Source organism: Neobacillus rhizophilus (assembly GCF_018343535.1).
In the GTDB taxonomy this organism is placed as follows: Bacteria; Bacillota; Bacilli; order Bacillales; family Cytobacillaceae; genus Neobacillus; species Neobacillus rhizophilus.
This window is the reverse complement of record NZ_JAGYPF010000005.1, coordinates 447,893-470,099: the sequence shown is the minus strand read 5'-3', so window position 1 is coordinate 470,099 and position 22,207 is coordinate 447,893. Positions and strand designations below refer to the sequence as shown.

The following is a 22,207-nucleotide window of genomic DNA, read 5'->3' as shown; positions in this document are numbered from 1 at the left end:
ATCCTTTTATTGTTGTTTTGTATGAAATTCTTTATGTGCTTCTTTGACTATTGTGTCAGGTTCTGCAGGTAGGGAGTAAACGCCTGCCTCCCGTTCGCCTTCCCATTTAAGGTGAAGAAGAAATTCAATGTTTCCATCCCCGCCAGTAATCGGAGAGAAGGATAGATTGGCTGCCGTATAGCCTTGAGTTATCGAAAAATCAATAATTTTGTCAATAACTTGCAAATGGACTTTTTCATCACGTACGATTCCTTTTTTGCCTACCTGTTCACGGCCCGCCTCAAACTGAGGTTTAATTAACGCAATAATGTCGCTGTCCGGAACTAAAAGTGTTTTCAGTACAGGCAAAATTAAGGTTAGAGATATAAAAGATACGTCGATTACGGCAAAATTGGGCATTTCCCCGCTTAAATCAGCAGGTGTGACATAGCGGAAATTCGTTCTTTCCATCACTACCACCCGCTCATCTTGACGCAGCTTCCACGCCAACTGATTATAACCGACATCCAAGGCATATGACTTCTTGGCGCCATTTTGCAGTGCACAATCAGTAAATCCCCCAGTTGATGCACCGATATCGATCAGAACCTTATCCGTGACACTTACATCAAAAACCTTGAGGGCTTTTTCAAGCTTCAGCCCGCCTCGGCTAACATATGGGAGCACATTTCCCTTTACGCTTAGTGAAATATCAATTTTTACTTTTTCACCCGGCTTATCAAGCCTCTCTTCATTTCCATAAACGAGCCCTGCCATAATGGCCCGTTTGGCTTTTTCACGGGTTTCAAATAAACCTTTTTCCACCAATAATACATCTAAACGCTCTTTATTTTTCATTGTTTATGCCCTTTGTTGTTTTTTCCTGGCCAATATGGAAACCCGTTTCACAGCTTCTTCAGTTGTTAACCCAATTTCTTCAAGAAGGGAGCCGACATCCCCATGTTCAATAAATTGGTCAGGGATGCCCATTCTGTCAATTTGCGAATAATAAAATCCCTTATCGTGTGCATATTCAAGAACCGCGCTGCCAAACCCGCCCTGTAAAATCGCCTCTTCAATGGTGAGAATAGGGATATTTTCGTGCAAGATGCCGCTTAGCATTTTTTCATCCATTGGTTTAATGAAACGAGCATTAACTACTTTAACTGAAATTCCTTGCTTTCCAAGAATTTCAGCCGCTTCCATGGCCATTGGAACAGTCGTGCCAAAAGTCAAAATAGCAGCATCATCGCCCTCTTTTAAAACCTCCCAGGACCCGATCGGAAGGCTCCGCAATTCCTCGTCCATCGGAACCCCTAAACCATTGCCGCGTGGGAACCTCATGGCAATCGGACCGTCATCATAGGTCAATGCCGTATAAACCATGTGCTGGCCTTCATTTTCGTCCTTTGGCATCATTAACACTATGTTTGGAACATGTCTTAGGAAGGCAATATCAAACACACCTTGATGGGTTTCGCCATCTGCACCGACTAGTCCCGCCCGGTCAATACCGATAAAAACATTTAAATTCTGCCGTGCAATATCATGGACCACCTGGTCATAAGCCCGCTGCAGGAAGGTCGAGTAAATCGCCAAGAACGGCTTCATATTCTGGGTTGCCAAGCCTGCAGCGACAGTTGCCGCATGCTGTTCGGCAATTCCGACATCATACATTCGATCTGGAAATTCCTTTGCAAAACCTTCAAGCTTTGAGCCAACAGGCATGGCCGGAGTAATCGCGACAATCCTTTCATCGCTTCGTGCCATCCTGCGCACAGTTTCACTGACGAGACTGCTCCAGGCTGGTGGTTGTTTTTTATTCGGTTTAACAAAATCGCCGGTATCCATTTTATATGGGCCGGTCCCATGCCATGTCCCAGTTTTATCGGTCTCTGCCGGTTTAAAGCCTTTCCCCTTCTTTGTGATTACGTGAAGAAGTACAGGTCCTTCGGTCTTTTTGGCGTAGCTGAAGTTTTCAAATAAATCTTCGAAATTATGGCCATCAATCGGACCAAGATACGTAAAGCCCAGCTCTTCAAAAAACATACCGGAAACCAGTAAATATTTTAGGCTGTCCTTAATGCGTTCCGCAGTAGCAGCCAATACTCCGCCGACTGCAGGCACCTTCTTCAAAAGGACTTCAAGCTCATCCTTGACCCATTGATATTTGCCTGCTGTCCGCAATTGACTAAGGATGTTATGAAGCGCGCCGACATTTGGGGCGATGGACATCTCATTATCATTTAAAATAACGATCATATCCTTTTTTTCATGGCCGATATGATTCAATGCCTCGAGCGCCATTCCTCCTGTTAAGGCTCCATCGCCAATCACCGGTAAGACAAAGTTCTTTTCCTTTTTTAAGTCCCTTGCAATTGCCATTCCCATAGCCGCCGAAAGAGATGTAGAGCTATGTCCCGTCTCCCACACGTCATGCTCGCTTTCAATCCGTTTCGGAAAGCCGCATAAGCCCTTAAATTGTCTTAACGTATCAAATTCACAGGCTCTTCCAGTTAGAATTTTGTGGACATAGGATTGGTGACCGACATCCCAAAGAATTTTGTCCTTTGGGCTGTCAAAGCATTTATGTAAAGCAATGGTTAATTCAACAACCCCAAGATTTGGACCGATATGCCCACCAGTGGCAGACAGCTTCTCAATCAAGAATTGGCGAATTTCTTGACTTAAAGCCTCCAGTTCTTTATTGGACATCCCTTTCAAAAAGGATGGGTCTTTTATTGTTAATAGATCCATTTATGGACCACTCACTTTCATACTTTTTCGTTCTAAGGTGTCTTTACAGATAATGATAAAATAGCCGCTAACACAATAGTGATAACGGCAGAATGACAACGTTTTCCACATGGAAACAATTATAACATACTTAATCTATTGCCTCAAATCACTGTTTTTCAATGGTTTCGGGAAGCGACCAAATCGGTAATTTCCATTAATAATGTCGTATTTAAACCGGTTTTCGCCAGATTTGCTTTGGCTCGATGAGTCTGCTCACGGAGGGCCGCCTTCGCGCCATCAAGTGATAGCAATTTTGGATAGGTGCTTTTTGAATTGGTTGTGTCACTTCCTACCCGTTTTCCGATTTCCTGCTCATTTCCAACTACATCCAAAATATCATCCTGAATTTGAAAGGCAAGTCCCAAGTGATGGGCAAATGCAGACAGACTCTCTATTTGACTTTGATTCGCTCCGGCAATCAATGCACCAGCTAAAACACTAAATCCTAACAGCTTCCCAGTTTTATGGATGTGAATATATTCAAGTTCCTGAAGGGTAAGGGATTTTCCTTCTCCCTCCATATCCGCCACCTGGCCGCCAACCATTCCTTCCGTGCCGGCTGCCTTAGCCATTTCTACGATTAGTTTTAGTCTTGTTTCAGCAGTAATAGAGTCATTTGGAATATTTCCAAGCACCTCAAAGCTGTAGGTTAACAGAGCATCCCCGGCCAGAGTTGCAACAGCATCACCGAAAACTTTATGGTTTGTCGGCTTTCCTCGTCTAAGATCATCATTATCCATGCTTGGCAAATCATCATGAATTAAAGAATAAGTGTGGATCATTTCAATCGCTGCTGCTGCAGAAAGCCCCTTTTTCGGATCCATTCCAAATGCATCTATTGTAGCAAAAACTAAGAGAGGTCGAATCCTCTTACCGCCTGCTTCAAGGGAATAGATCATAGATTCTTTTATTATAGCCGGCGCATCCAGCTTTCCAACCAGAGAACGCAGATTGCTTTCAAGCAGCTGCTTATATTGTTTTGCAAATGCCTCTAACTGTCCGGTTTCCAAATCTATTCCTCCTCAACTACGGAGAAATTCTCCGTACGTCCATCCTCCGTAATAATTTGCGTTAATTGTTCCTCAACACTTTTCAATTTATCATGGCAAAGCTTAGATAACTCCATGCCCTCTTTATAATAAATAATCGCTTCCTCTAAAGGGACATCTCCTTCCTCAAGCTTCCCGACAATCTGTTCGAGCTTGTTCATTGCCTCTTCAAAGGTTAACTTTTGTTCATTTGTCACTTTTATCCCTCTCCTTTATCCCTTCCACTTTACAGAATAGACTGCCATCAGTCAGCTGAATTTGGACCTGATCAGACACACTCACTTGATTGACGCTTTTAACAAGCCGGTTATCCTCTGTATAAGACAAGCTGTAGCCCCGCTCCATGATTTTCAGAGGGCTAAGCGCCTGCAAAGTCGAAAGCATATGGTCAAAATCAGTTTGTTTTTTTGTCAGGATTTGCTTTAATGCCCGGTTCAATTCTTTATGGGTACGTTCGAAATGTTTTCCTGCTTCCTGCAATGCCTCTCTTGGGTGATTTCGCTCGAGTGATTTATCCAAATTCGTTAACTGCTCATTTTTTAATGAAAATAATCGCGATATGCCGCGCACAAGTCTTTCTGTCTCTTTATCAACCTGTTCAAGCTTTTGTTCATAAAGGCGCTGCGGATAACGAAAAGCATAAGATTTTTGTACGCGATTTAATCGTTCTTTCTCATAGCGGAATTTTTCCTGCATAGCGCGAATAAGTCGTGTTTGCCGCTGCAGGGTTCGATCCAGCAATTCCTCTATATGAGGAACAGCAAGTTCTGCGGCACCGGTCGGAGTAGGTGCCCTTAAATCAGCAACGAAATCGGCAATGGTAAAATCCGTTTCATGTCCAACAGCAGAGATTATCGGAATGGCTGATTGGTAGATGGCCCTAGCCACAAGTTCCTCGTTAAATGCCCAAAGCTCCTCAATCGAACCGCCGCCGCGGCCGACTATTAATACATCAATGTCTTTATTATTGGCTTTTTCAATGGCCTTTGCAATAGAAGGAGCTGCGTTATCCCCCTGCACAAGGGCAGGAAACACCAGAATATTGACGATCGGAAATCGCCTTTTAATCGTTGTGATAATATCACGGATCGCAGCACCAGTTGGTGAGGTTATGACGCCCACTGTTTTCGGAAACAGAGGCAGTGGCTTTTTTCTCTCCGGTGCAAACAAGCCTTCTGCTTCAAGCCTTTGTTTTAATTGTTCATAAGCGAGAAATAATTCGCCAATTCCATCAGGCTGCATGTCTTTAATATAAATTTGATACTGTCCACTCGGTTCATAAACGGTGATGTCGCCTTTGACAATGACTTTCATCCCATTTTCCGGCTGAAATCTCATTGCCCTGGAGTGGCTTGAGAACATAACAGCTAGAATTCGCGCCTTTTCGTCCTTTAGCGTAAAGTACATATGTCCGCTTGAATGCTGCTTAAAATTCGAAATTTCCCCGCGCACATGAAGATCCCTTAAATGCGGGTCGGCATCAAATTTTCTTTTTATGTATTTGGTTAAAGCATTCACAGATAAATATCTTTGTTCCTGCATAAGTTCTCCTTTTTAAGTCCACAAGATAAAAACTGTCCTTATCCATTATATAATAAGCCCCCAGTTTGTCCGCAAAAAGAACACAAGGGCTAATCATCATAGATAAGGACAATTTCTTAGACTTATTTGCGGTTTATACTTTCCTTCGCAGACTGTAAGGTATTATACATAAGCATTGTAATTGTCATCGGACCCACACCCTTTGGAACAGGAGTTATGTATCCAGCTTTTTCGCTAACTTCAGCAAATGCCACATCGCCGCAAAGCTTTCCTGCCTCATTTCGGTTAATTCCAACATCAATAACCACTGCCCCCTCTTTAACATGTTCAGCAGTAATAAAGTTTGGAATTCCAACGGCTGCAACCAGAATATCTGCCTGTCTTGTTTGCTCGGCTAAATCCTTCGTTCTTGAATGGCAATAGGTGACAGTAGCATGCTGATTAAGCAGTAATTGGCCAACCGGCTTCCCGACTATGTTGCTTCTGCCGACGACAACTGCATGTTTACCGGCAACAGAAATTCCATATTCTTCGAGCAATACCATAATTCCAAATGGTGTACATGGCAAAAACGTGTTTTGTCCAGTCATCATTCGGCCTATGTTAATGGGATGAAAGCCGTCAACATCTTTTAAAGGAGAAATCGTTTCGATGACCTTTGTCTCATCAATATGCTTTGGCAGTGGAAGCTGGACTAAAATGCCATGGATCGCAGCATCATTATTCAGCTCTTCAATCTTTGCAAGAAGTTCCGCCTCTGATGTTTCTTCTGGCATTTCAATTAGTAATGAATTCATGCCAAGTTCTTTACACGTTTTCTCTTTATTGGTAACGTAGGTACGGGATGCATGATTATTGCCGACAAGGATAACCACTAAGCCCGGGGTTACCCCCTGACCTTTCAGACTAGAAACCTCTTGGGCAATTTCATGCTTTTTTTTGTCTGCGACATCTCTTCCATTGATAATAACAGCTGTCATTTCCCTTTTCTCCCTTCCCTTTATCCAGTGGTTATTCCATTACAAGCTTTTGTTTTACTTTTGAAAGAATAGCATTAATAAACTTGCTTGATTGGTCATCTCCAAATATTTTGGCAATCTCAATTGCTTCATCTAAAATTACATTTTTAGGGACATCCGGCTGCATAAATTTCAATTCATAGGTAGCTACTCTTAAAATATTTCTGTCAACTGCTGCCAAACGATCAATGGACCATTTTTCTAAGTTTTCGATGATTAGCTTGTCAATTTCTTCTTTATGCTCGACTACTCCGAAAACAAGCCTGGATAGATAATCGTCGCCTGCCTCCCCCTCTAATACGTGTTCAATTGCAGTGGATGGCTCGCTCTGTGAGACATCAATTTGAAAGAGTGCTTGTAAAGCCTTTTCTCTTGCAGTTCTTCTTTTCATTATACCGTTAACTCCTTTAGGGATTTTAAGTAATTTATGACTATTTTTCATCCATATTATAGTATTAAAATAATGTCGAAACCTTAGACATAAATTGATAATAGCATAATTAAAATTGATTCGCACTTTGAAATTGATTTCATAAAGAAAACTCGCTGATTGGCGAGCCTGTAAGGGCGAAGACAGAGGCGTAGTTGCACTTATGCGTTAAGAAAGAATAAAATTTGGGAAAATTTTATTCTTTCTTATTAGCCCAGAAAACAAAAAACCAAAGGAGCGAATCCTTTGGTTTTTGTTTTTTATACTTCTTCATCCACAATTGGTTCTACTTTCTGGGTTTCGAATTGGACACCGACTACGTGGATGTTTACCTCTTCCGCTTCGAGTGCGGTCATGTTAAGTAGTGCTTGGCGGATATTTTCTTGAATTTTCCCTGCCACTGAAGGAATGGAAATTCCAAATTTCATTAAACAGTATACATCAATTTTGATTCCTGTCTCTGTCAGTTCTACCTTTACGCCTTTTCCGTGATTTTTCTTGCCTAGACGCTCCACCACACCTGTTGCAAAGTTTCCGCGCATTCCGGCTACACCTTCAACCTCAGAAGCGGCAATACCAGCAATCACTTCAATCACTTCAGGAGCAATTTCAATTTTCCCCAGGCCATTGTTCTCATGTTCCATTTCCAAAATGCTAAATTCGCTCATCGTGCGATCCCTCCAGATTTATACTGACTTCATCACATCATACAGCTCCAGGAATTTCGTATTAAACTGGCCTTCGACGAATTTCTCGTGCTCAAGAAGCTTTAAATGAAATGGAATGGTTGTGTGAATTCCTTCCACAACAAATTCGCTTAAGGCACGTTTCATTCTTGCGATTGCTTCCTCCCTAGTGCTGCCGTATGCAATTACCTTTGCAATCATGGAATCGTAGTAAGGTGGAATGGTGTATCCCGGATAGGCAGCTGAATCAATCCGAACTCCCAACCCGCCAGGCGGTAAGTACATATTAATTTTTCCAGCTGAAGGAAGAAAATTCTTCTCCGGATTTTCGGCATTGATACGGCACTCAATCGCCCAGCCATTGAAGGTCACATCCGCTTGGGTTAACGATAGTTTTTCACCATTTGCCACGTGAATCATTTCTTTAATAAGGTCAATTCCAGTGACCATTTCAGTTACAGGATGCTCTACCTGAATCCTTGTGTTCATCTCCATGAAATAAAACTTCCGATTGCGGTAGTCATATATAAATTCTACCGTTCCAGCACCTGAATAATCAACCGCTTTTGCAGCTTTTACAGCAGCATCTCCCATTTCTGCACGAATCTCTCCATCAAGAGCAGGAGAAGGAGTCTCCTCAAGAAGCTTTTGAAGTCTGCGCTGAATCGAGCAATCCCTTTCACCTAAATGAATGGTATTCCCATAATTATCACCAAGGACCTGAATTTCGACATGGCGGAAATCTTCAATGAACTTTTCGATATAAACGCCTGGATTTCCGAAGGCTGTCGCCGCTTCCTGCTGTGTGATATTGATGCCTTTGATTAATTCCTGCTCGTTTCTGGCTACGCGGATTCCTTTACCGCCACCGCCGGCAGTTGCTTTAATAATCACCGGATACTCGATTTTTTTGACAAGCTCAAGTGCTTCGTCAATATCATTAATAATCCCCTTCGATCCAGGAACAATTGGAACCCCTGCTTCCCGCATGGTTTCCCTTGCGATGTCCTTGGTTCCCATTTTTGTAATCGCTTCAGGACTTGGGCCTACAAAGGTAATATTACATTCACGACAAAGCTCGGCAAAGTCGGCATTTTCTGCCAAAAATCCATAACCAGGATGAATCGCATCACAGCCTGTTAATTTTGCGACACTTATAATATTGGTAACATTTAAGTAACTGTCTTTTGATGACGTTGGTCCAATACAGTAAGCTTCATCAGCCAGCTGGACATGCAATGCTTCACGGTCCGCTTCAGAAAATACCGCAACCGATTCAATCCCCATTTCGCGGCAGGCGCGGATTATCCGAACTGCAATTTCTCCTCTGTTTGCAATTAACAGTTTTTTTATCATTCCGTTACGCTCCTTATTCTGGCTTTACTAAAAATAACGGCTGTCCGTACTCGACTAATTGGCCATCTTTAACTAGCACTTCGACAATTTCTCCGGTTACTTCTGCCTCAATTTCATTAAATAGCTTCATTGCTTCCACAATACAAACGATGGAATCCTTCGTTATTTTTGAACCCGCTTTTACATAAGCCTCCGCATCTGGACTTGGGGAAGCATAGAATGTTCCTACCATTGGTGAAGTAATTTTATGTAAATTCGTATCCTCTGTTTCAACAGATGCAGCCTTTGGTGCTTCCTGTTTAACTGCTTGAACAGGTGCCTGCGGGGCCGGGGCCGGCACTGGGGCTGCTTGAACGGCCACAGGAGCTGCAACAGCTGCCGGTTGTGCAGCAGGCTGAACAACAGTTACACCATTATTCTTTTTCATTTGAATTTTAGAGCCTTCGTTTTCATATACAAATTCTTCAATACTGGATTGGTCAACAAGTTTAATCAATTCGCGAATTTCTTGAACCTTTAACATTGAATAACACCCTCTTGTTCAAATTAAAATTATTACTTGCTACTAATACTATACCTTAATACTTAATGTGAGTTCAATCATCTTAATTATAAAACACAAAAACAGGAAAGCGCAAAAGCGCTTTCCTAAACTCCCTTTTTATTTAGATGGCTGGAAAGTAACGGCTACAAAATTGCTTTCACCGATCTCCTTTTTCACTTCTAATATTATTTTATTTGCAGCAGAAGCAGTTGGCTTTTTCTTGGATTTAACTGTTACTCTTACCTTTTCACCATCGGCTCTTACCAATGCATCCTCATAGCCCATTGTTTTAATCATTGTTTCTAAAAGTTCTTCCTTTTGGGCAATGTCATTCAGCTGTTGCATTTGATCCTTTGCTTTCATCCGCTCTTCTGCAGGAAGATCAGTCGAAGCCATAGTAGCTGTTAATTCTTCCTTCTGTTCGCCACGCAGTTCATCAAGCTTTAAGCGAAGCTCTTCAAATTCCGCATCACCAGCAACTGTAGAAACGACTGTTTTTCCATCCTTTGCTTCGGTTTTCGTTTTAGTATCTTTATTTGCCACTTGGTTCTTTACATTTTTCTCCACAGAGGCAAGGTCTGTGCTCTTTTGCTCTGGAGATGTGATGTAATAAACCGACAATACCACGACTAGACTCAACATTGTTAACAACCAAACTGTTTGCTTTTTCAATAACATTCTTAAAATCCCCCTTTTATTTTTTAGGCATAACCGCTACACGATGGCTCGAAACTCCTAAAACCCGCGTAACAGATTCAACAATCCATTTTTTCACTTGAATATTATCAGCACCTTTCGCTACTACTAAGACGCCGCGTATTTCCGGCTTCTTGGTTTCCACGACAACCGGCACTTCTTTTTCGCCATTGCGGATAATCACCAGCTGTTCATCAACGGTATTATCTTGAACCTTTCGCTGGCCGCCCTGCTGGTCGGATTCCTCGGTTGTTTGCGATTTATTTGACCTATTCTTTTCGAATATCTTCTTGTCTGAGGAATCAATATTAACAACCACGGTAACATCATCGACACCCAGCATTTCCTGGAGTGCTTTCTTTAATTGGTCCTCGTATTTTTCTTCATATTCAGCAATGGTTTTATTGCCAGAGCTTTTATTCAATCCAAAAGCGGCGACATCCTCACCACCACCCGTCTTTCCGGTTGTGGCTGCCGGTATGGCCTTGGAGCCAGTTTCATTTTTTAACACGATATTTCCAACAAGCATTAGGCTTGCTCCAATACATAGAACAAGAAGCATATACTGGAATTTCCCCGGCTTTTTACCCGATTTTTCATCCTGCTCATCTATTCTAAGCAGTTTTTTCAGCCATGAAATTGGCCCTTGATTATTACCCATTCTTCTTCTGGATCCCCCCTTCAATCGAAACATCAACTGTTTCTTCTGTTACGTTCCATTTTTTAGAGAGAAATGCGGCAATTTTTTCTGTTTCTTCTGCCCGTTTTTTAGATGGAAGAGGTGCTTCTGTGTTGATTACTACTGGTTTAACTGCTTCGACTGTCTTTCCGCCTGTTTCTGGCTGTTTCAGAAGAACCATTACCTTTTGGAGGTTTTCAGGGAATGCTCGGTCACTTTCTGCATTTGTTTCTACATCAATTTGTGCGATTTCCAATCCATACTGCTCCATTAACTCCCCCTCTACACCCTTTTTTAGCTGGACAGCCATTTCTTTTAAAATATATGCATGCTGAGAGGCTTGTATTTCTTTTTTCTTCGAATCTATTAAATTTTTCATATTTTTTTCTCCAGGAGCCTGATAAGAAGGAATAGCTGCAATAGCTCCCTCAAAATCCTTTGAAATAATCTTGAAGAGAGGAGTTAGAATAATGGCAATTAACAAAAGGCCCGTCACCATCTTCGTATATTTCTGCATGCTTGAATTTGGCAGCAGCATATCAATCACCGTGGCCAGCAGGATAAATAGAATGATATTTGTAACCCACTCTTTTAAAAATTCCATTTTGCTCCCCCACCCCCTATCGCATCATCATCGTCAAGTTTCCGGCTGCGATTATGACTGTAATACTTAGAAAAAACATCAATGAGACAATCCCTAGTGCGGCGAAAACATAGATGACACTTTTGCTGATAATATCAAGGCAAGTGATAATGGGCCCTCCACCTAACGGCTGAAGGATGGCTGCAGCAAATTTATAAATAAATGAAATCATCAAAATTTTAAATGCCGGGAAGGCAACTATAATCAGCAAAATGGCCACTCCGGCAATCCCGACTGAATTTTTTAAAAGTACTGAGGCACTGACAACCGTATCAGTCGCATCGGTAAACATCCTGCCAATAACCGGGATGAAATTTCCGGTAATAAATTTAGCAGTCCGTATCGTAATTCCATCTGTTACCGCTGTAGATGCTCCCTGGACGGAAATTACCCCTAGAAATACGGTGAAAAACAGCCCCATTAAACCGATGCTCCAGTTTCTTAACAGCGCGGCCAATTGAGTGACCTTATATTGATCAGACATCGTGCTGACAATGCTTAGTAAAGCTGCCAGGAACAAAAGCGGCAGGATTACGTATTGCATTAATAATCCACTCATATTCATCAAAAACAAGATAACGGGGTGAAAAAACGCTGCCGACACCAGTCCGCCGGATGCAGCCATCAAAGCAAGCAGCAATGGAATCAAGGCGAGCACAAAGGATATCATTGTTCCAATCGCTTCGTTCGTATAGGAAATGGCGATATGAAAGCTATTTAATGCGATAATTACAAGCACCATATATACAATCGAATAGGCAACTTTACTAATATTGCTTTTTTCAAAGGCGTTTTGCATCGATTGCAGAAACATGCTGAATATCGAAAGCATAATTAATGAGCCGAGCAATTTGCCGTTGGCCAGGAACTCATGGAAAAGGAATTTTAAAAATCCAAGCCCCCACTGCTTGAGCGAAAACTCTTTCTCGCCTTTGATAAAGTCATACAGGCTTCCCTTTTGGCTCTCCGGAAGAAAACCGCCGTATTTATTGCTAATATCCTCCCAAAATTGTTTAAGCTCCGTTAAATCCAGGCTTTCTAGCTGTGAATCGACCAGCTCCTGCGGCGAAAGAGGGTTGGTATTGGCTTGAGTGGGCTCTGACCCCTGTGCGGCTTGGACACTTGGACTATAGCAAAAAAAGACTAATAGAATGATAATTGGAATAATCTGCAGCCACTGCTTCATCTTTTACTAACACCTCTTCCCGAAAACGATTAATTCGGAATTAGTTTGATAATGGTTTCGATTAAAACTGTAAGTATTGGTATGGCCATGGCGAGAATAATCACTTTTCCGGCTAATTCGATTTTCGAGGCGACCGCCCCCTGGCCTGCATCTTTCGTTATCTGAACCGCAAATTCGGCGATATAGGCAATCCCGATGATTTTAAGAATTGTCTCTACATAGACGAGATTCACCTTTGCATTTACGGCCAGTCTTTCAAGCATATGAATAATTTCATAGATCTTGTCCACCAGAAAAAGAAAAATCGAGCATCCGACAAAGACAATTAATAGGAAGGCGATGTTCGGTTTTTGTTCTTTAATAATTAAGGCAAGGAAGGTAGCGACGAGGGCAATTCCAACTATTTTAATAATTTCAATGGCAAAGCCCCCCTTTCTATTGGAACAAAAAGACCGATTTTATTTTTTGGAACAGATCATCTACAATGGATGCCACTTGAAATAAAATATAAATAAAGCCAAACAAGGTTACCCATTGCGCATATTCCTTTTTCCCAACTTGATCAAGAACTGTATGCAAAAAGGCGACCACAATGCCGACACCTGCTATTTTGAAAATAATATCCACTTCTAAACCCATTACTTTTCCCCCTAAAATAATAAAATTATCAACAATAATCCTGATAAGAATCCAAGACTCTTGACCATTTTTTCGTACTTCGCTTGTGCTTGGACAGCCTCTGCTTCTTCTCTTTCGAGATGTGTTAGGGTCAGCATGATGTGTTTCTGCTGGGAAAAGCGGTCATGTCGGCCAAGGGTTTCGCCAAATTGCCTCATAATTTCATATTCGCCCTGTTTTAAAGCAGTCGATTTCCATATTTCCTTTAGGCTCGATTCCCAAGCCTCTTTTACAGTTGTCTCCGAATTGGTCAGCTTCCCTGCAAAGCTTTCAAAAAAAGTGGACAGAGGCTTAGCCATCTGGGCTGCCAGCCGTCTTGCGGCTTCATGAAGAGGCGTATGCCCATACATGATTTCAGCCTCAAGGGATTGCAGGGCAAATTTCAAGGCTCTCAGCTGCTTCGGCCGCTCACTTAGGTTTCTTGCGGCCTCAAAGCCTGTGAAGGTAGTGGCAACAACGATAAAAATGGCACCAATCAGCTTAACCATCTATGTCACGCTCGCTTTTTGGTTCAATTTTTGTCCGCTTCCATCCAAAATTTCCGTTATCGTCCCCGGACCAGCCTTACGGCTAAGGATTATCAATCGATCAAAGATTCCTTGGCTGAGTATTTCCTTTAACGAAGGCCTTTTGCTGATTTCTTCCAGGCTCGTCCCATGAGTCGTCATGAACAGCTTGATGCCGGCATGGACGGCTTCTTGGATCGCTTCAGCATCTTCTTTACGGCCAATTTCATCTACGACCAGAACTTCCGGACTCATCGAGCGGATCATCATCATCATTCCTTCCGCTTTAGGGCATGCATCGAGAACATCCACACGATACCCGAAGGTTAATTGCGGGATTCCATTTACACATCCCGCTATTTCACTCCGCTCATCGACAATACCTACTTTGGAGGCAGGAATGTTCCGGTAACCTGTTGAGATAATCCTCGCAACATCCCGCAGCAGTGTTGTTTTTCCTGTTTGCGGCGGCCCGATAATCATCGTGTTCATCCAGTTTCCATTGCAGATGTAGGGAATAATAGGTTCGGCACTGCCGAGCTTTTCTTTCGCAATTCGAATGTTAAACGAAGATATATCCCTTATCGCCTTTACTCTTTCATTCTCCAGAATGACTTTTCCAGCAAGACCAATTCGATGGCCGCCTGAAACAGTGATATATCCGCGCTTAAGCTCCTCTTCCAAGGTATAAATGGAAAAATGGCTAATTTTATTCATTAACTGAACGGCATCTTCAGGCTGAATAATATACGATAGAAAGGTTGGCGCTCCCCTCATCGTTAATTCGATGGGCCGATTAATACGAATCCGAATTTCTTCGATTTCTTTTTTTTGCACAGGAGGGATTTGATTGATCAGGTCGGCGATTTTTCTTGGTAAAAAATTAAGTAAGGTTTCCACGAAAGCTTCCTCCTTGATTTACCCTTCTCATTAATTAAAATGTATGCCTGCTTGGACACATTATGACTGACAAATCTTCTAAAAATTGCTTTCACTCTATTTTTTTACATCTATTTAATAGAGACGAAAAACGGGGACGGTTCTTCTGCTCATAAGCAGAAGAACCGTCCCCGTGCATCATTTATCGTATTTCTTGATCCAGTTATATATTTGCATTTCGGTAACCGGACCATTGTAGTGTTCTCTTATAATTCCTTGCTTATCAATGACAAAAGTCTCAGGCTGGCCTGTTACGTTATATTGCTTGGAAACCTTGGCATTATAGTCGAATAAATAAACCATTCCTTCTTTATTGTCATTTGTTACCTTTTTAATTCGGTCAATGGTTTCGCCACGGTTTATCATAAGCAATGGATATTTGCCGCCATAATCCTTTTGATAGGCTGCTAATTCTGGGAACTCATCCTTACAAGGCTTGCACCAGCTTGCAAAGTAGTTTAGAATCACGACTTTACCCTTATAATCTGTAAGCTTTGTCGTTCCGCCATCATAATTAGGCAGTTCAAAATTAAAGGCTTTATCGCCAACATCGGTATGTTTGCCTTTTGTGACAAGGCTATAACCAAAAAATCCGAACATCGCGATAATAAGAATCAACACAAGTGGTTTAATAACCCGCTGGTTCATTCGCACTTCCTCCTGACGGGCTGTCTCCCAGCCTTATTCCTTCCTTAGCTAATAGGAAAGTATAAATATTCACAAATTTATACCTTCCTAACGCATAAATTCAACTAAGCCTCATGAACCGTCCTATCGGACTCGCCAATCGGCGCGGTTCCATTTATTTATCTAGCTGTTTTAAGAACTCAATTTCTTTTTTCAACTTGTCATGCCGTTTTCCTATAATAAACATATACGCAAAAATCACAACCCAAGCAACAGAATAAGCACCTAACATATATTCATAATTCATGGTCGGTTCCTCCTATTTATCTAATGATTCTCTTAATCTTTCCTTATATTGTTCCACTGTTATTTTCATTTTTTCAAAAGAAACACCCTTATGAAGTAGATAGGAATAAAGAATAGTAAAAGCTGTAATCGTGACCAACAAGGCGACAAGCATTGTATCCTCAATTCCGCCGCCTTTTTGGGAAGGGCCATCACCAAAAACAATTGGGTGGAACTTTGTCTGCCACCAGCGGATTGCAAAGAAGACAATCGGTACGTCGGCAAAGCCAATAATTCCGAAGACTGCGGCGAGTCTTGCTTTCTTATCCCAAACCCCATCCATTTGCCGAATCATGATATAGGCAATGTAAATAAAGAATAGAATGAGCGTTGTAATAAGGCGCGGTTCCCACACCCACCAGGTATTCCAAGCCGATCTTGCCCAGATTGGACCTGTTGTCAGAACGATAATCGTAAAAACGACACCAATTTCTGCGGAAACATAGGCGTACGTGTCATAAATCCTTTTCCGCTTTATTAAAAATAAAATGCTGAAAAAGAATGTTACAAAAAACGCCAAGAAGGCAAGCCACGCTGAGCTTACATGGTAATAGAAAATTTTTTGCGCAGCCCTCATTGTTTTTTCTTCATTTGCAAAAATAAAGATAAAATATAGTGCCGTAAGCATCGATATGATGGTTGCGCCAAACAATACTTTTCCTATGCTAACACGTTTCGTGTCTGTCATTTGCGAAGGGGGCAGGACCGCTTTTTCCCGTTCGAGATTCATACTCATCACTTAAACCTCCAGCACATAATCAATTAATAAGAAACAAACTACAAAGAAAATCACATCATACGCTGTAACCAGCTGAATCCACGCCAAAGCGCTCGAAAACTGATCCATGTTCGTTAAAATAATTTTAGTTGCCTGAACCACACCGATTAAAATAGGGGTGGTAATTGGAAATAGCAACAGCGGCAGCAGCATTTCACTGCTTTTGGAATTCGCCGCAAGAGCTGCCAAAAAAGTCCCAATGGCAATAAAGCCAAAGCTTCCTAAAAAAATCACCAATAGAAAATACGGAAAACTGCCAAGAAATTTAAAATCAAATAATAAGAATAAAAACGGAACAGAAACAATTTCAACAACTAATATCATTGCAAAGTTTGCCAAGAACTTGCCTAAGTAAATACTGGCGGCCTCCATCGGTGCAACAAGCAGCCCCTGCATGGTATCATTTCGCTGCTCCGAAATGAACGACCGGTTAAGGCCTAAAATACCTGAAAACACAATAATGACCCAAATAATCCCGGGGATTACAGCCTTTGTCGTGTTATTGGCCGGATCAAAGGCAAAACTGAACACAACGATGACGAGTCCAGCAAAGATAATTTGCGTGACCAAAATTTGTTTTGTTTTTAACTCTGAATATAAATCTTTTTGGGCAAGCAAGAAGGCTGTGCGAAATAGATTCATGATACACCCTCCACCTGCAGCTCATATTTTTGTGAAACATATCCCAAGCTTGAATTTTCAATTCTGAAGTCATCGACAATTTTGCCGTTTTTGACAATAACAATGCGGTCGCAGATTTCGGCTGCCTGCTTGAAATCATGGGTGACCATCAAGGTTGTCGTTCCTTTCTCTTTCATAGAGAGAATCACGTTGTTCAAAATGGCAATAGCACCTTGGTCCAGCCCGGTATGCGGCTCATCCAGGAGCAATACTTCAGGTTCATGAATAATCGCTCTGGCAATTGCAATTCGTTGGATCATGCCGCGTGAAAAGTTTTTGACCGGTTCATTTAAAAAGAAGGATAAGCCCACTTCTTTAACAAGCTCGGCCGCTTTTTGTTCTACATTTTTAACCCCATATATATTCCCGAAGAAGACGAGGTTTTCTAATGGGGAGTAATGGTCGTAAAGCAAGCTGGAATGAGGCAGATAGCCTAATATTTTTTTTATTTCAAGCGAATCTTTCTTCAAGTCCAAACCATTGATCTTGATCATTCCTGATGTCGGTTTAATCAATGAGGCCAGCACCTTTAGAAGCGTGCTTTTTCCTGCCCCGTTTGGACCAAGAATCCCGACAGTTTCCCCTTTATGGATAGAGAGGTCAACACCACGTAAAATCAGCTTGTTGTCAGCCTGCTTCGTCAGTTTTTTAATTTCTATCATTTGCGCATCCCTCCCACTCCAGCTGCTATTCTACAAAATTGCGTAAATTTAATTTCACCTGAACCAAATGCTGTTTGTAAGCATCTAGCTTAGCGTGATATTCCTCTTCAGTCAGCTTTCCATCACCGAAGGTTTCTTCCAATTCAATAATCTTATCCAGGATCGCTTTCTGCTTTGACATTAACAGCTTAAAAGCCTTTTCCTCCTTATCAGCACCAAGTCGCTCACTTTCAAATCTCGCTTTTCTTCTAAAGTAGGCATAATAGGATATTCCTGCAATAACGATTGCCCCTAAAATAATCAGAAAAATATGCGGATTAAAACGGTGCAATGGTGATTGCGCCCACATCCTGAGGTGGCCAGGATTATGGAAAGCCGGTGCCGTGTGAGTAACAGATGTATTTTTAGCAGTTCCCCCCGCTGCCTGTGTTTGCGTGGCGCTATCAGCTTTAGGCTGGACATCCTTGTTATAACCCAGCTTAAAGGACTGACCCGCTTTTAAATTTTCAATACTGTATCCCCAATAATTTTGATCATCAAATTTAAATAGACCCTGATTGGTTGATTGTGCCCCTGTTATCTCGATGCTTCCTCTGCCCTCTGGTACGAGAATTTGCAGCATCTGAACCGGGTAATCAGAGATTAGATTAATTTCTTTTCCCTTTGGCATCCGAAAGCTATAGGGCAGTACCATGGTTTGATTGCCTGGAATCGATGTAGTTGTAATAAATCCTTTATCCACCTGTTTAAAAGCAATTTTGTTATCAAGAAAATTTAAATCCTTGGCCCCTTCCGGCAGCGTTACGGTTAATACCGCTTCATTCTGGCCATCGCCTTTATACTCTTCTGCCGATTTATTTGTGTAATCGACCATATTCATCAGATTTGTTGAACCGTCTTCGGCCGGACTGACAACCAGGTAATGCATATCAATCAATATATTGGGGGCGGATGCTGCCAACCCCTTAACAGGAATAAACAGCATCAGACCCAGGAGGAGAATGGTGATTTTTCGAATCACTTTTCATCCCTCCTTTTGTTTTTGTAGCTTTTCATTTGTTCTTCAATTTCTTTTTCCACTTCAGCCATTAAATCTTTATCTGTTGTGCCGCTGATCATTTCTTCTTCCTTCATGATGGTTGCTATTTCTGTTTCATATTGTTTTTTTAAATGTTTATAATCGGCGGGAGAAATCTTATCCATCTTGTACTCAAACTCTATTTCGTTTAACGTTGTCAATAAGGCTTCCTTTGTTGTAGCCAAGTCTTGATTTTTTGAATCGAGATGTAAGTACGTATCCCACTTAAATAACGGTGACAATATTAGAAACAAGCAGGTCAACGCCAAGGCAGCGGAAAAAATCATCGAAATGATGGAGATATCGTGCATTTTGTTCACATCCTATAGATACTTTTTGCGTTCTTCATCTATTATGGAAGAGAGTATTTCGCCTTCCACTTCTTCCTCAGTCGTCTGATTTTCCATCACTGGTTCTTCCGTTCCTTTTCGTTTGACCCATTTACGAATAACAAAGAACAATCCACCACCAGCGGTACCTAATGCCACAAATGGCAATACCCAAGCAGTTAAGCTAAATCCGTTTTTCTCAGGTGCGGTTAAAATTTCTTCGCCGTAAATATTCACGTAATATTGCCGAATCTTGTCCTTATCCCAGCCTTTATTCATCATACCGACAAGGTCAGCTTTAAAATCCTTTGTCAGCTGGCATGTATTGGGATCACATTCATAATGGTCCTGCCCGCATCCGCATGTACAGGCAAACTGCTGTGCAACGGCTTTAAATTCTGGTGATTTATAGTCAAATTCTTCTTTTGCTTCTGCATGAAGGATTGAACCTTGGAAGATAAACGCAATAAGAAGGAGCCCCAGATAAATTTTATTTCTCACGCTATGCCACCTCTTTGCGTACCCCGGTGTATCTCGGAGTAACATTTCCATATTTTCCGTTCCAAACGGCGAAAAGTGCACCTATGACAATCATAAATGAGCCCATCCATAACCAGTTCATCATCGGATTAACCTTTACCACAAATGTGGCCTTCCCATCATCCTCCCAGGCACTTAAAACAATATATAAGTCTTCCTTCATTGAGGAGATAATCGCCACTTCAGAAGAAGGCTGCTCCCAGTTTCCATAGAAAACCTTTTCGGGCTGGAAAGTACCTAATCTTTTTCCATTTTTAAATACCGTTACATCAGCGTAAACAATATCGTTTATACCTTCTCGTTTCTGATCAAGCCGCTCGTAATTTAGCCGGTAATTATTAATCTCAAGCGAACCGCCTAATGGTACAGTTTTCATTGTTTCAACATCATAGTTTTGTGAACCAATAATCCCCATGGTTATGAAGGCAATTCCAAGGTGGACAATATATCCCCCGTAACGGCGACGATTTCGAATCATCAGGCGGTAAAGGGCGGTTAACGGTTTTTCCTTCGTCATCTTTCTTCTCGCCATCACCCCTCTATAAAACTCTAAAAAGTGAGTGATAAATAATAGAGTAATAACTCCGTAGCCAATGACGGCCCACGCTTTCTGAATACCCAGCACCACCATTAAAACCATAGCGATAACAGCAAGGATGGCGGGAATCAAAAAGTTCTTTCGAAGATTTTTCACGCTTGAACGCTGCCAAGCCAAGAGCGGACAAACTGCCATCACAAACATCATGGACAATAGAATCGGCGCTTCTACTTTATTGAAGAATGGCAAGCCGACCGTTACCTTTGTGCCGCGGACTGCTTCTGAAACGAGCGGGAAAATTGTTCCCCAGAAAACAGCAAAGGCTGCACCAACAAGAAGTAAGTTATTAACTAAAAAGCTGCTTTCCTTTGAGACAAAGGATTGAAACTCTCCTGCACTGCGTTTTAGCAGATTATAGCGGCTCATTAGCACATACAATGCGCCAATGACAGCAATAGCCATAAAGATTAAGAAATATAATCCCAAATTGGAATTCGCAAAGGCATGCACTGATGTCAATACTCCGCTTCGAACCAGGAAAGTGCCGAATAGTGTCAGGGCATAGGAAACGATAATTAAGCAGATATTCCAGATCTTAAGCATGTTCTTCCGCTCTTGAATCATCACTGAATGCAGAAAGGCAGTGGCTGTCAACCAAGGCATAAACGAAGCATTCTCAACCGGGTCCCAGGCCCAGTAGCCGCCCCAGCCTAATTCTACATATGCCCATTGGCCTCCAAAAATATTTCCGAGACTCAAGAATAACCACGCGATAATGGTCCAGCGTCTAGTCATTTTAATCCAGAAATCATCAACGTTTTTCATGATCAAGGCCGCCATTGCAAAAGCAAACGGGATGGCAAGACCTACATAACCAAGGTAAAGTGTAACGGGGTGGATAATCATCCCTGGATTTTGCAGCATTGGGTTTAATCCTTTTCCTTCAAGCGGAACCTTATCAAGCAATACAAATGGCTTTGCGACAAATCCCAAGATAAAGAAGAAGAAAACCGCATTGGCCATTAGGATGGCTGAAATGTATGGAACCATTGGGTTCCCTTTCAACTTCCTTGAAAACACAATCATGACGGTATATAAAGTTAAGAAGAATGTCCAAAGTAACAAGGAGCCGGCATTACCTGCCCAAAGGGCAGTCAGTTTATAAATAATCGGCAGTTCGCTGCTTGTATAGTCTTTTACGTATTCAAATTGGAATTGGGAAGTAGCTAATAGATAGAACATCGACAGCATGGCCAGTGACGTACAAACCAGCAATGCAATAGTTCCGCCTTTTCCACTATTTATGAGCTTTTGATTTTTCGTACTGATTCCAAGTGTTATAACCAAGAGTGAATAGATTGCAACCGCAAATCCAATATAAATGGCTGCATTAGCAAATAGATACATTTCGTCACCTTCTTATGTTTACCTGTTATTTTTCTTTCGGTGGCTGATTCAACTTGTCCTTATGGGTTTCCGGATCGTAGTTCTTCATGTCTTTTCCTTCATATTTGGAAGGGCATCTTGTTTTCACTGTTTCAGCAGCGAAAGTATCTTTTTTGGTCGGCGAGCCTTGAAGAATGGTGATTACCCCTTCAGAGAAATTATCAGGCTTTGGCCCATTATGGATGACATGCATGATATGTCCTTCGTTGTCTTTCACATCAAATTTCAACTCTATTTTGTCAGGATTCCATTTAATAGAGTCTTCGATTAATAGTCCTTCAACGGTCACAAAATCATCTTTATGCTCATCTTGGGTGGCCAAGAGGTCTTTTAAGGTTAATTCAATTCCGCTCGAACCTGGAGTGGCAGCCATTAAGAGAAAAACAATTGCACCAGCAATGATAAAACCACCGAGGAGAACTAACGTATTTTTCTTCATTCTTTTCACCTCA

The 22,207-nt window shown here is 41.7% G+C and carries 28 protein-coding genes; all 28 read right to left on the bottom strand.

Translation table 11 applies throughout. The features are described from left to right. Positions 1-6: 6 nt before the first annotated feature. Positions 7-837: a TlyA family RNA methyltransferase gene (locus tag KHA99_RS25240; protein WP_213120242.1), complete on the bottom strand. Its 831-nt coding sequence runs from the start codon at positions 835-837 to the stop codon at positions 7-9. Positions 838-840: 3 nt separating this feature from the next. Beyond that, complete coding sequence (gene dxs, locus KHA99_RS25235) at positions 841-2,736, bottom strand: 1-deoxy-D-xylulose-5-phosphate synthase (RefSeq protein WP_213120241.1); 1,896 nt, start codon at positions 2,734-2,736, stop codon at positions 841-843. Between the two features lie 158 nt (positions 2,737-2,894). After that, positions 2,895-3,788: a polyprenyl synthetase family protein gene (locus tag KHA99_RS25230; RefSeq protein WP_307852175.1), complete on the bottom strand. Its 894-nt coding sequence runs from the start codon at positions 3,786-3,788 to the stop codon at positions 2,895-2,897. 2 nt (positions 3,789-3,790) lie between these two features. Continuing rightward, complete coding sequence (locus KHA99_RS25225) at positions 3,791-4,024, bottom strand: exodeoxyribonuclease VII small subunit (RefSeq protein ID WP_213120240.1); 234 nt, start codon at positions 4,022-4,024, stop codon at positions 3,791-3,793. Then, positions 4,014-5,369, bottom strand: coding sequence for an exodeoxyribonuclease VII large subunit (gene xseA, locus KHA99_RS25220; RefSeq protein WP_213120239.1), 1,356 nt, complete (start codon positions 5,367-5,369; stop codon positions 4,014-4,016). Before xseA ends, KHA99_RS25225 begins: the two co-directional genes overlap by 11 nt. Positions 5,370-5,491: 122 nt before the next feature. After that, positions 5,492-6,349, bottom strand: a complete 858-nt coding sequence (gene folD, locus KHA99_RS25215) for a bifunctional methylenetetrahydrofolate dehydrogenase/methenyltetrahydrofolate cyclohydrolase FolD (protein ID WP_213120238.1) — start codon at positions 6,347-6,349, stop codon at positions 5,492-5,494. Positions 6,350-6,380: 31 nt separating this feature from the next. Further along, on the bottom strand, positions 6,381-6,779 hold the full coding sequence (gene nusB / locus KHA99_RS25210; RefSeq protein WP_213120237.1) for a transcription antitermination factor NusB: 399 nt from the start codon (positions 6,777-6,779) through the stop codon (positions 6,381-6,383). Between the two features lie 299 nt (positions 6,780-7,078). Beyond that, positions 7,079-7,486, bottom strand: a complete 408-nt coding sequence (locus KHA99_RS25205) for an Asp23/Gls24 family envelope stress response protein (protein ID WP_213120236.1) — start codon at positions 7,484-7,486, stop codon at positions 7,079-7,081. Positions 7,487-7,504: 18 nt separating this feature from the next. Next, complete coding sequence (gene accC / locus KHA99_RS25200) at positions 7,505-8,860, bottom strand: acetyl-CoA carboxylase biotin carboxylase subunit (RefSeq protein WP_213120235.1); 1,356 nt, start codon at positions 8,858-8,860, stop codon at positions 7,505-7,507. A 13-nt stretch (positions 8,861-8,873) separates the two neighbouring features. Beyond that, complete coding sequence (gene accB / locus KHA99_RS25195) at positions 8,874-9,383, bottom strand: acetyl-CoA carboxylase biotin carboxyl carrier protein (RefSeq protein ID WP_213120234.1); 510 nt, start codon at positions 9,381-9,383, stop codon at positions 8,874-8,876. Between the two features lie 138 nt (positions 9,384-9,521). Beyond that, entirely contained in the window at positions 9,522-10,082 is a 561-nt protein-coding gene (locus tag KHA99_RS25190) for a SpoIIIAH-like family protein (protein WP_213120233.1), read from the bottom strand. Positions 10,083-10,098: 16 nt separating this feature from the next. Next, on the bottom strand, positions 10,099-10,761 hold the full coding sequence (gene spoIIIAG, locus KHA99_RS25185) for a stage III sporulation protein AG (RefSeq protein WP_213120232.1): 663 nt from the start codon (positions 10,759-10,761) through the stop codon (positions 10,099-10,101). Then, entirely contained in the window at positions 10,754-11,383 is a 630-nt protein-coding gene (spoIIIAF, locus tag KHA99_RS25180; protein WP_213120231.1) for a stage III sporulation protein AF, read from the bottom strand. The genes spoIIIAG and spoIIIAF overlap by 8 nt, the downstream gene beginning before the upstream one ends. Before the next feature lie 16 nt (positions 11,384-11,399). Further along, positions 11,400-12,608, bottom strand: coding sequence for a stage III sporulation protein AE (spoIIIAE, locus tag KHA99_RS25175; protein WP_213120230.1), 1,209 nt, complete (start codon positions 12,606-12,608; stop codon positions 11,400-11,402). 29 nt (positions 12,609-12,637) lie between these two features. After that, on the bottom strand, positions 12,638-13,018 hold the full coding sequence (spoIIIAD, locus tag KHA99_RS25170) for a stage III sporulation protein AD (protein ID WP_284037974.1): 381 nt from the start codon (positions 13,016-13,018) through the stop codon (positions 12,638-12,640). Between the two features lie 25 nt (positions 13,019-13,043). Further along, positions 13,044-13,247 (bottom strand): stage III sporulation protein AC, encoded by a 204-nt coding sequence (gene spoIIIAC / locus KHA99_RS25165; RefSeq protein WP_007084610.1) that lies wholly within the window; start codon positions 13,245-13,247, stop codon positions 13,044-13,046. Positions 13,248-13,258: 11 nt separating this feature from the next. Beyond that, the gene (gene spoIIIAB, locus KHA99_RS25160; protein ID WP_213120229.1) at positions 13,259-13,774 is read right to left on the bottom strand and encodes a stage III sporulation protein SpoIIIAB; all 516 of its coding nucleotides are present in this window, start codon (positions 13,772-13,774) and stop codon (positions 13,259-13,261) included. Further along, positions 13,775-14,692 carry a stage III sporulation protein AA gene (gene spoIIIAA / locus KHA99_RS25155; protein ID WP_213120228.1) on the bottom strand — a complete coding sequence of 306 codons (918 nt, stop codon included), beginning with the start codon at positions 14,690-14,692 and terminating at the stop codon, positions 13,775-13,777. Between the two features lie 177 nt (positions 14,693-14,869). Continuing rightward, the gene (locus tag KHA99_RS25150; RefSeq protein WP_213120227.1) at positions 14,870-15,379 is read right to left on the bottom strand and encodes a TlpA family protein disulfide reductase; all 510 of its coding nucleotides are present in this window, start codon (positions 15,377-15,379) and stop codon (positions 14,870-14,872) included. 154 nt (positions 15,380-15,533) lie between these two features. Next, positions 15,534-15,665 (bottom strand): CcmD family protein, encoded by a 132-nt coding sequence (locus KHA99_RS25145; RefSeq protein ID WP_213120226.1) that lies wholly within the window; start codon positions 15,663-15,665, stop codon positions 15,534-15,536. Positions 15,666-15,677: 12 nt separating this feature from the next. Beyond that, entirely contained in the window at positions 15,678-16,439 is a 762-nt protein-coding gene (locus tag KHA99_RS25140; protein ID WP_213120225.1) for a cytochrome c biogenesis protein, read from the bottom strand. Between the two features lie 3 nt (positions 16,440-16,442). Then, complete coding sequence (locus KHA99_RS25135; RefSeq protein WP_213120224.1) at positions 16,443-17,123, bottom strand: heme exporter protein CcmB; 681 nt, start codon at positions 17,121-17,123, stop codon at positions 16,443-16,445. Further along, positions 17,120-17,824 (bottom strand): ABC transporter ATP-binding protein, encoded by a 705-nt coding sequence (locus tag KHA99_RS25130; protein WP_213120223.1) that lies wholly within the window; start codon positions 17,822-17,824, stop codon positions 17,120-17,122. The genes KHA99_RS25135 and KHA99_RS25130 overlap by 4 nt, the downstream gene beginning before the upstream one ends. A 25-nt stretch (positions 17,825-17,849) precedes the next feature. Beyond that, complete coding sequence (locus KHA99_RS25125; protein ID WP_213120222.1) at positions 17,850-18,845, bottom strand: hypothetical protein; 996 nt, start codon at positions 18,843-18,845, stop codon at positions 17,850-17,852. Then, entirely contained in the window at positions 18,842-19,213 is a 372-nt protein-coding gene (locus tag KHA99_RS25120; protein WP_213120221.1) for a hypothetical protein, read from the bottom strand. The genes KHA99_RS25125 and KHA99_RS25120 overlap by 4 nt, the downstream gene beginning before the upstream one ends. 12 nt (positions 19,214-19,225) lie before the next feature. Next, positions 19,226-19,732 carry a cytochrome c-type biogenesis protein gene (locus KHA99_RS25115; protein WP_213120220.1) on the bottom strand — a complete coding sequence of 169 codons (507 nt, stop codon included), beginning with the start codon at positions 19,730-19,732 and terminating at the stop codon, positions 19,226-19,228. A 1-nt stretch (position 19,733) separates the two neighbouring features. Then, positions 19,734-21,716, bottom strand: a complete 1,983-nt coding sequence (locus KHA99_RS25110) for a heme lyase CcmF/NrfE family subunit (RefSeq protein ID WP_213120219.1) — start codon at positions 21,714-21,716, stop codon at positions 19,734-19,736. 25 nt (positions 21,717-21,741) lie between these two features. After that, positions 21,742-22,194: a cytochrome c maturation protein CcmE gene (locus tag KHA99_RS25105; RefSeq protein ID WP_213120218.1), complete on the bottom strand. Its 453-nt coding sequence runs from the start codon at positions 22,192-22,194 to the stop codon at positions 21,742-21,744. Positions 22,195-22,207 lie beyond the last annotated feature (13 nt).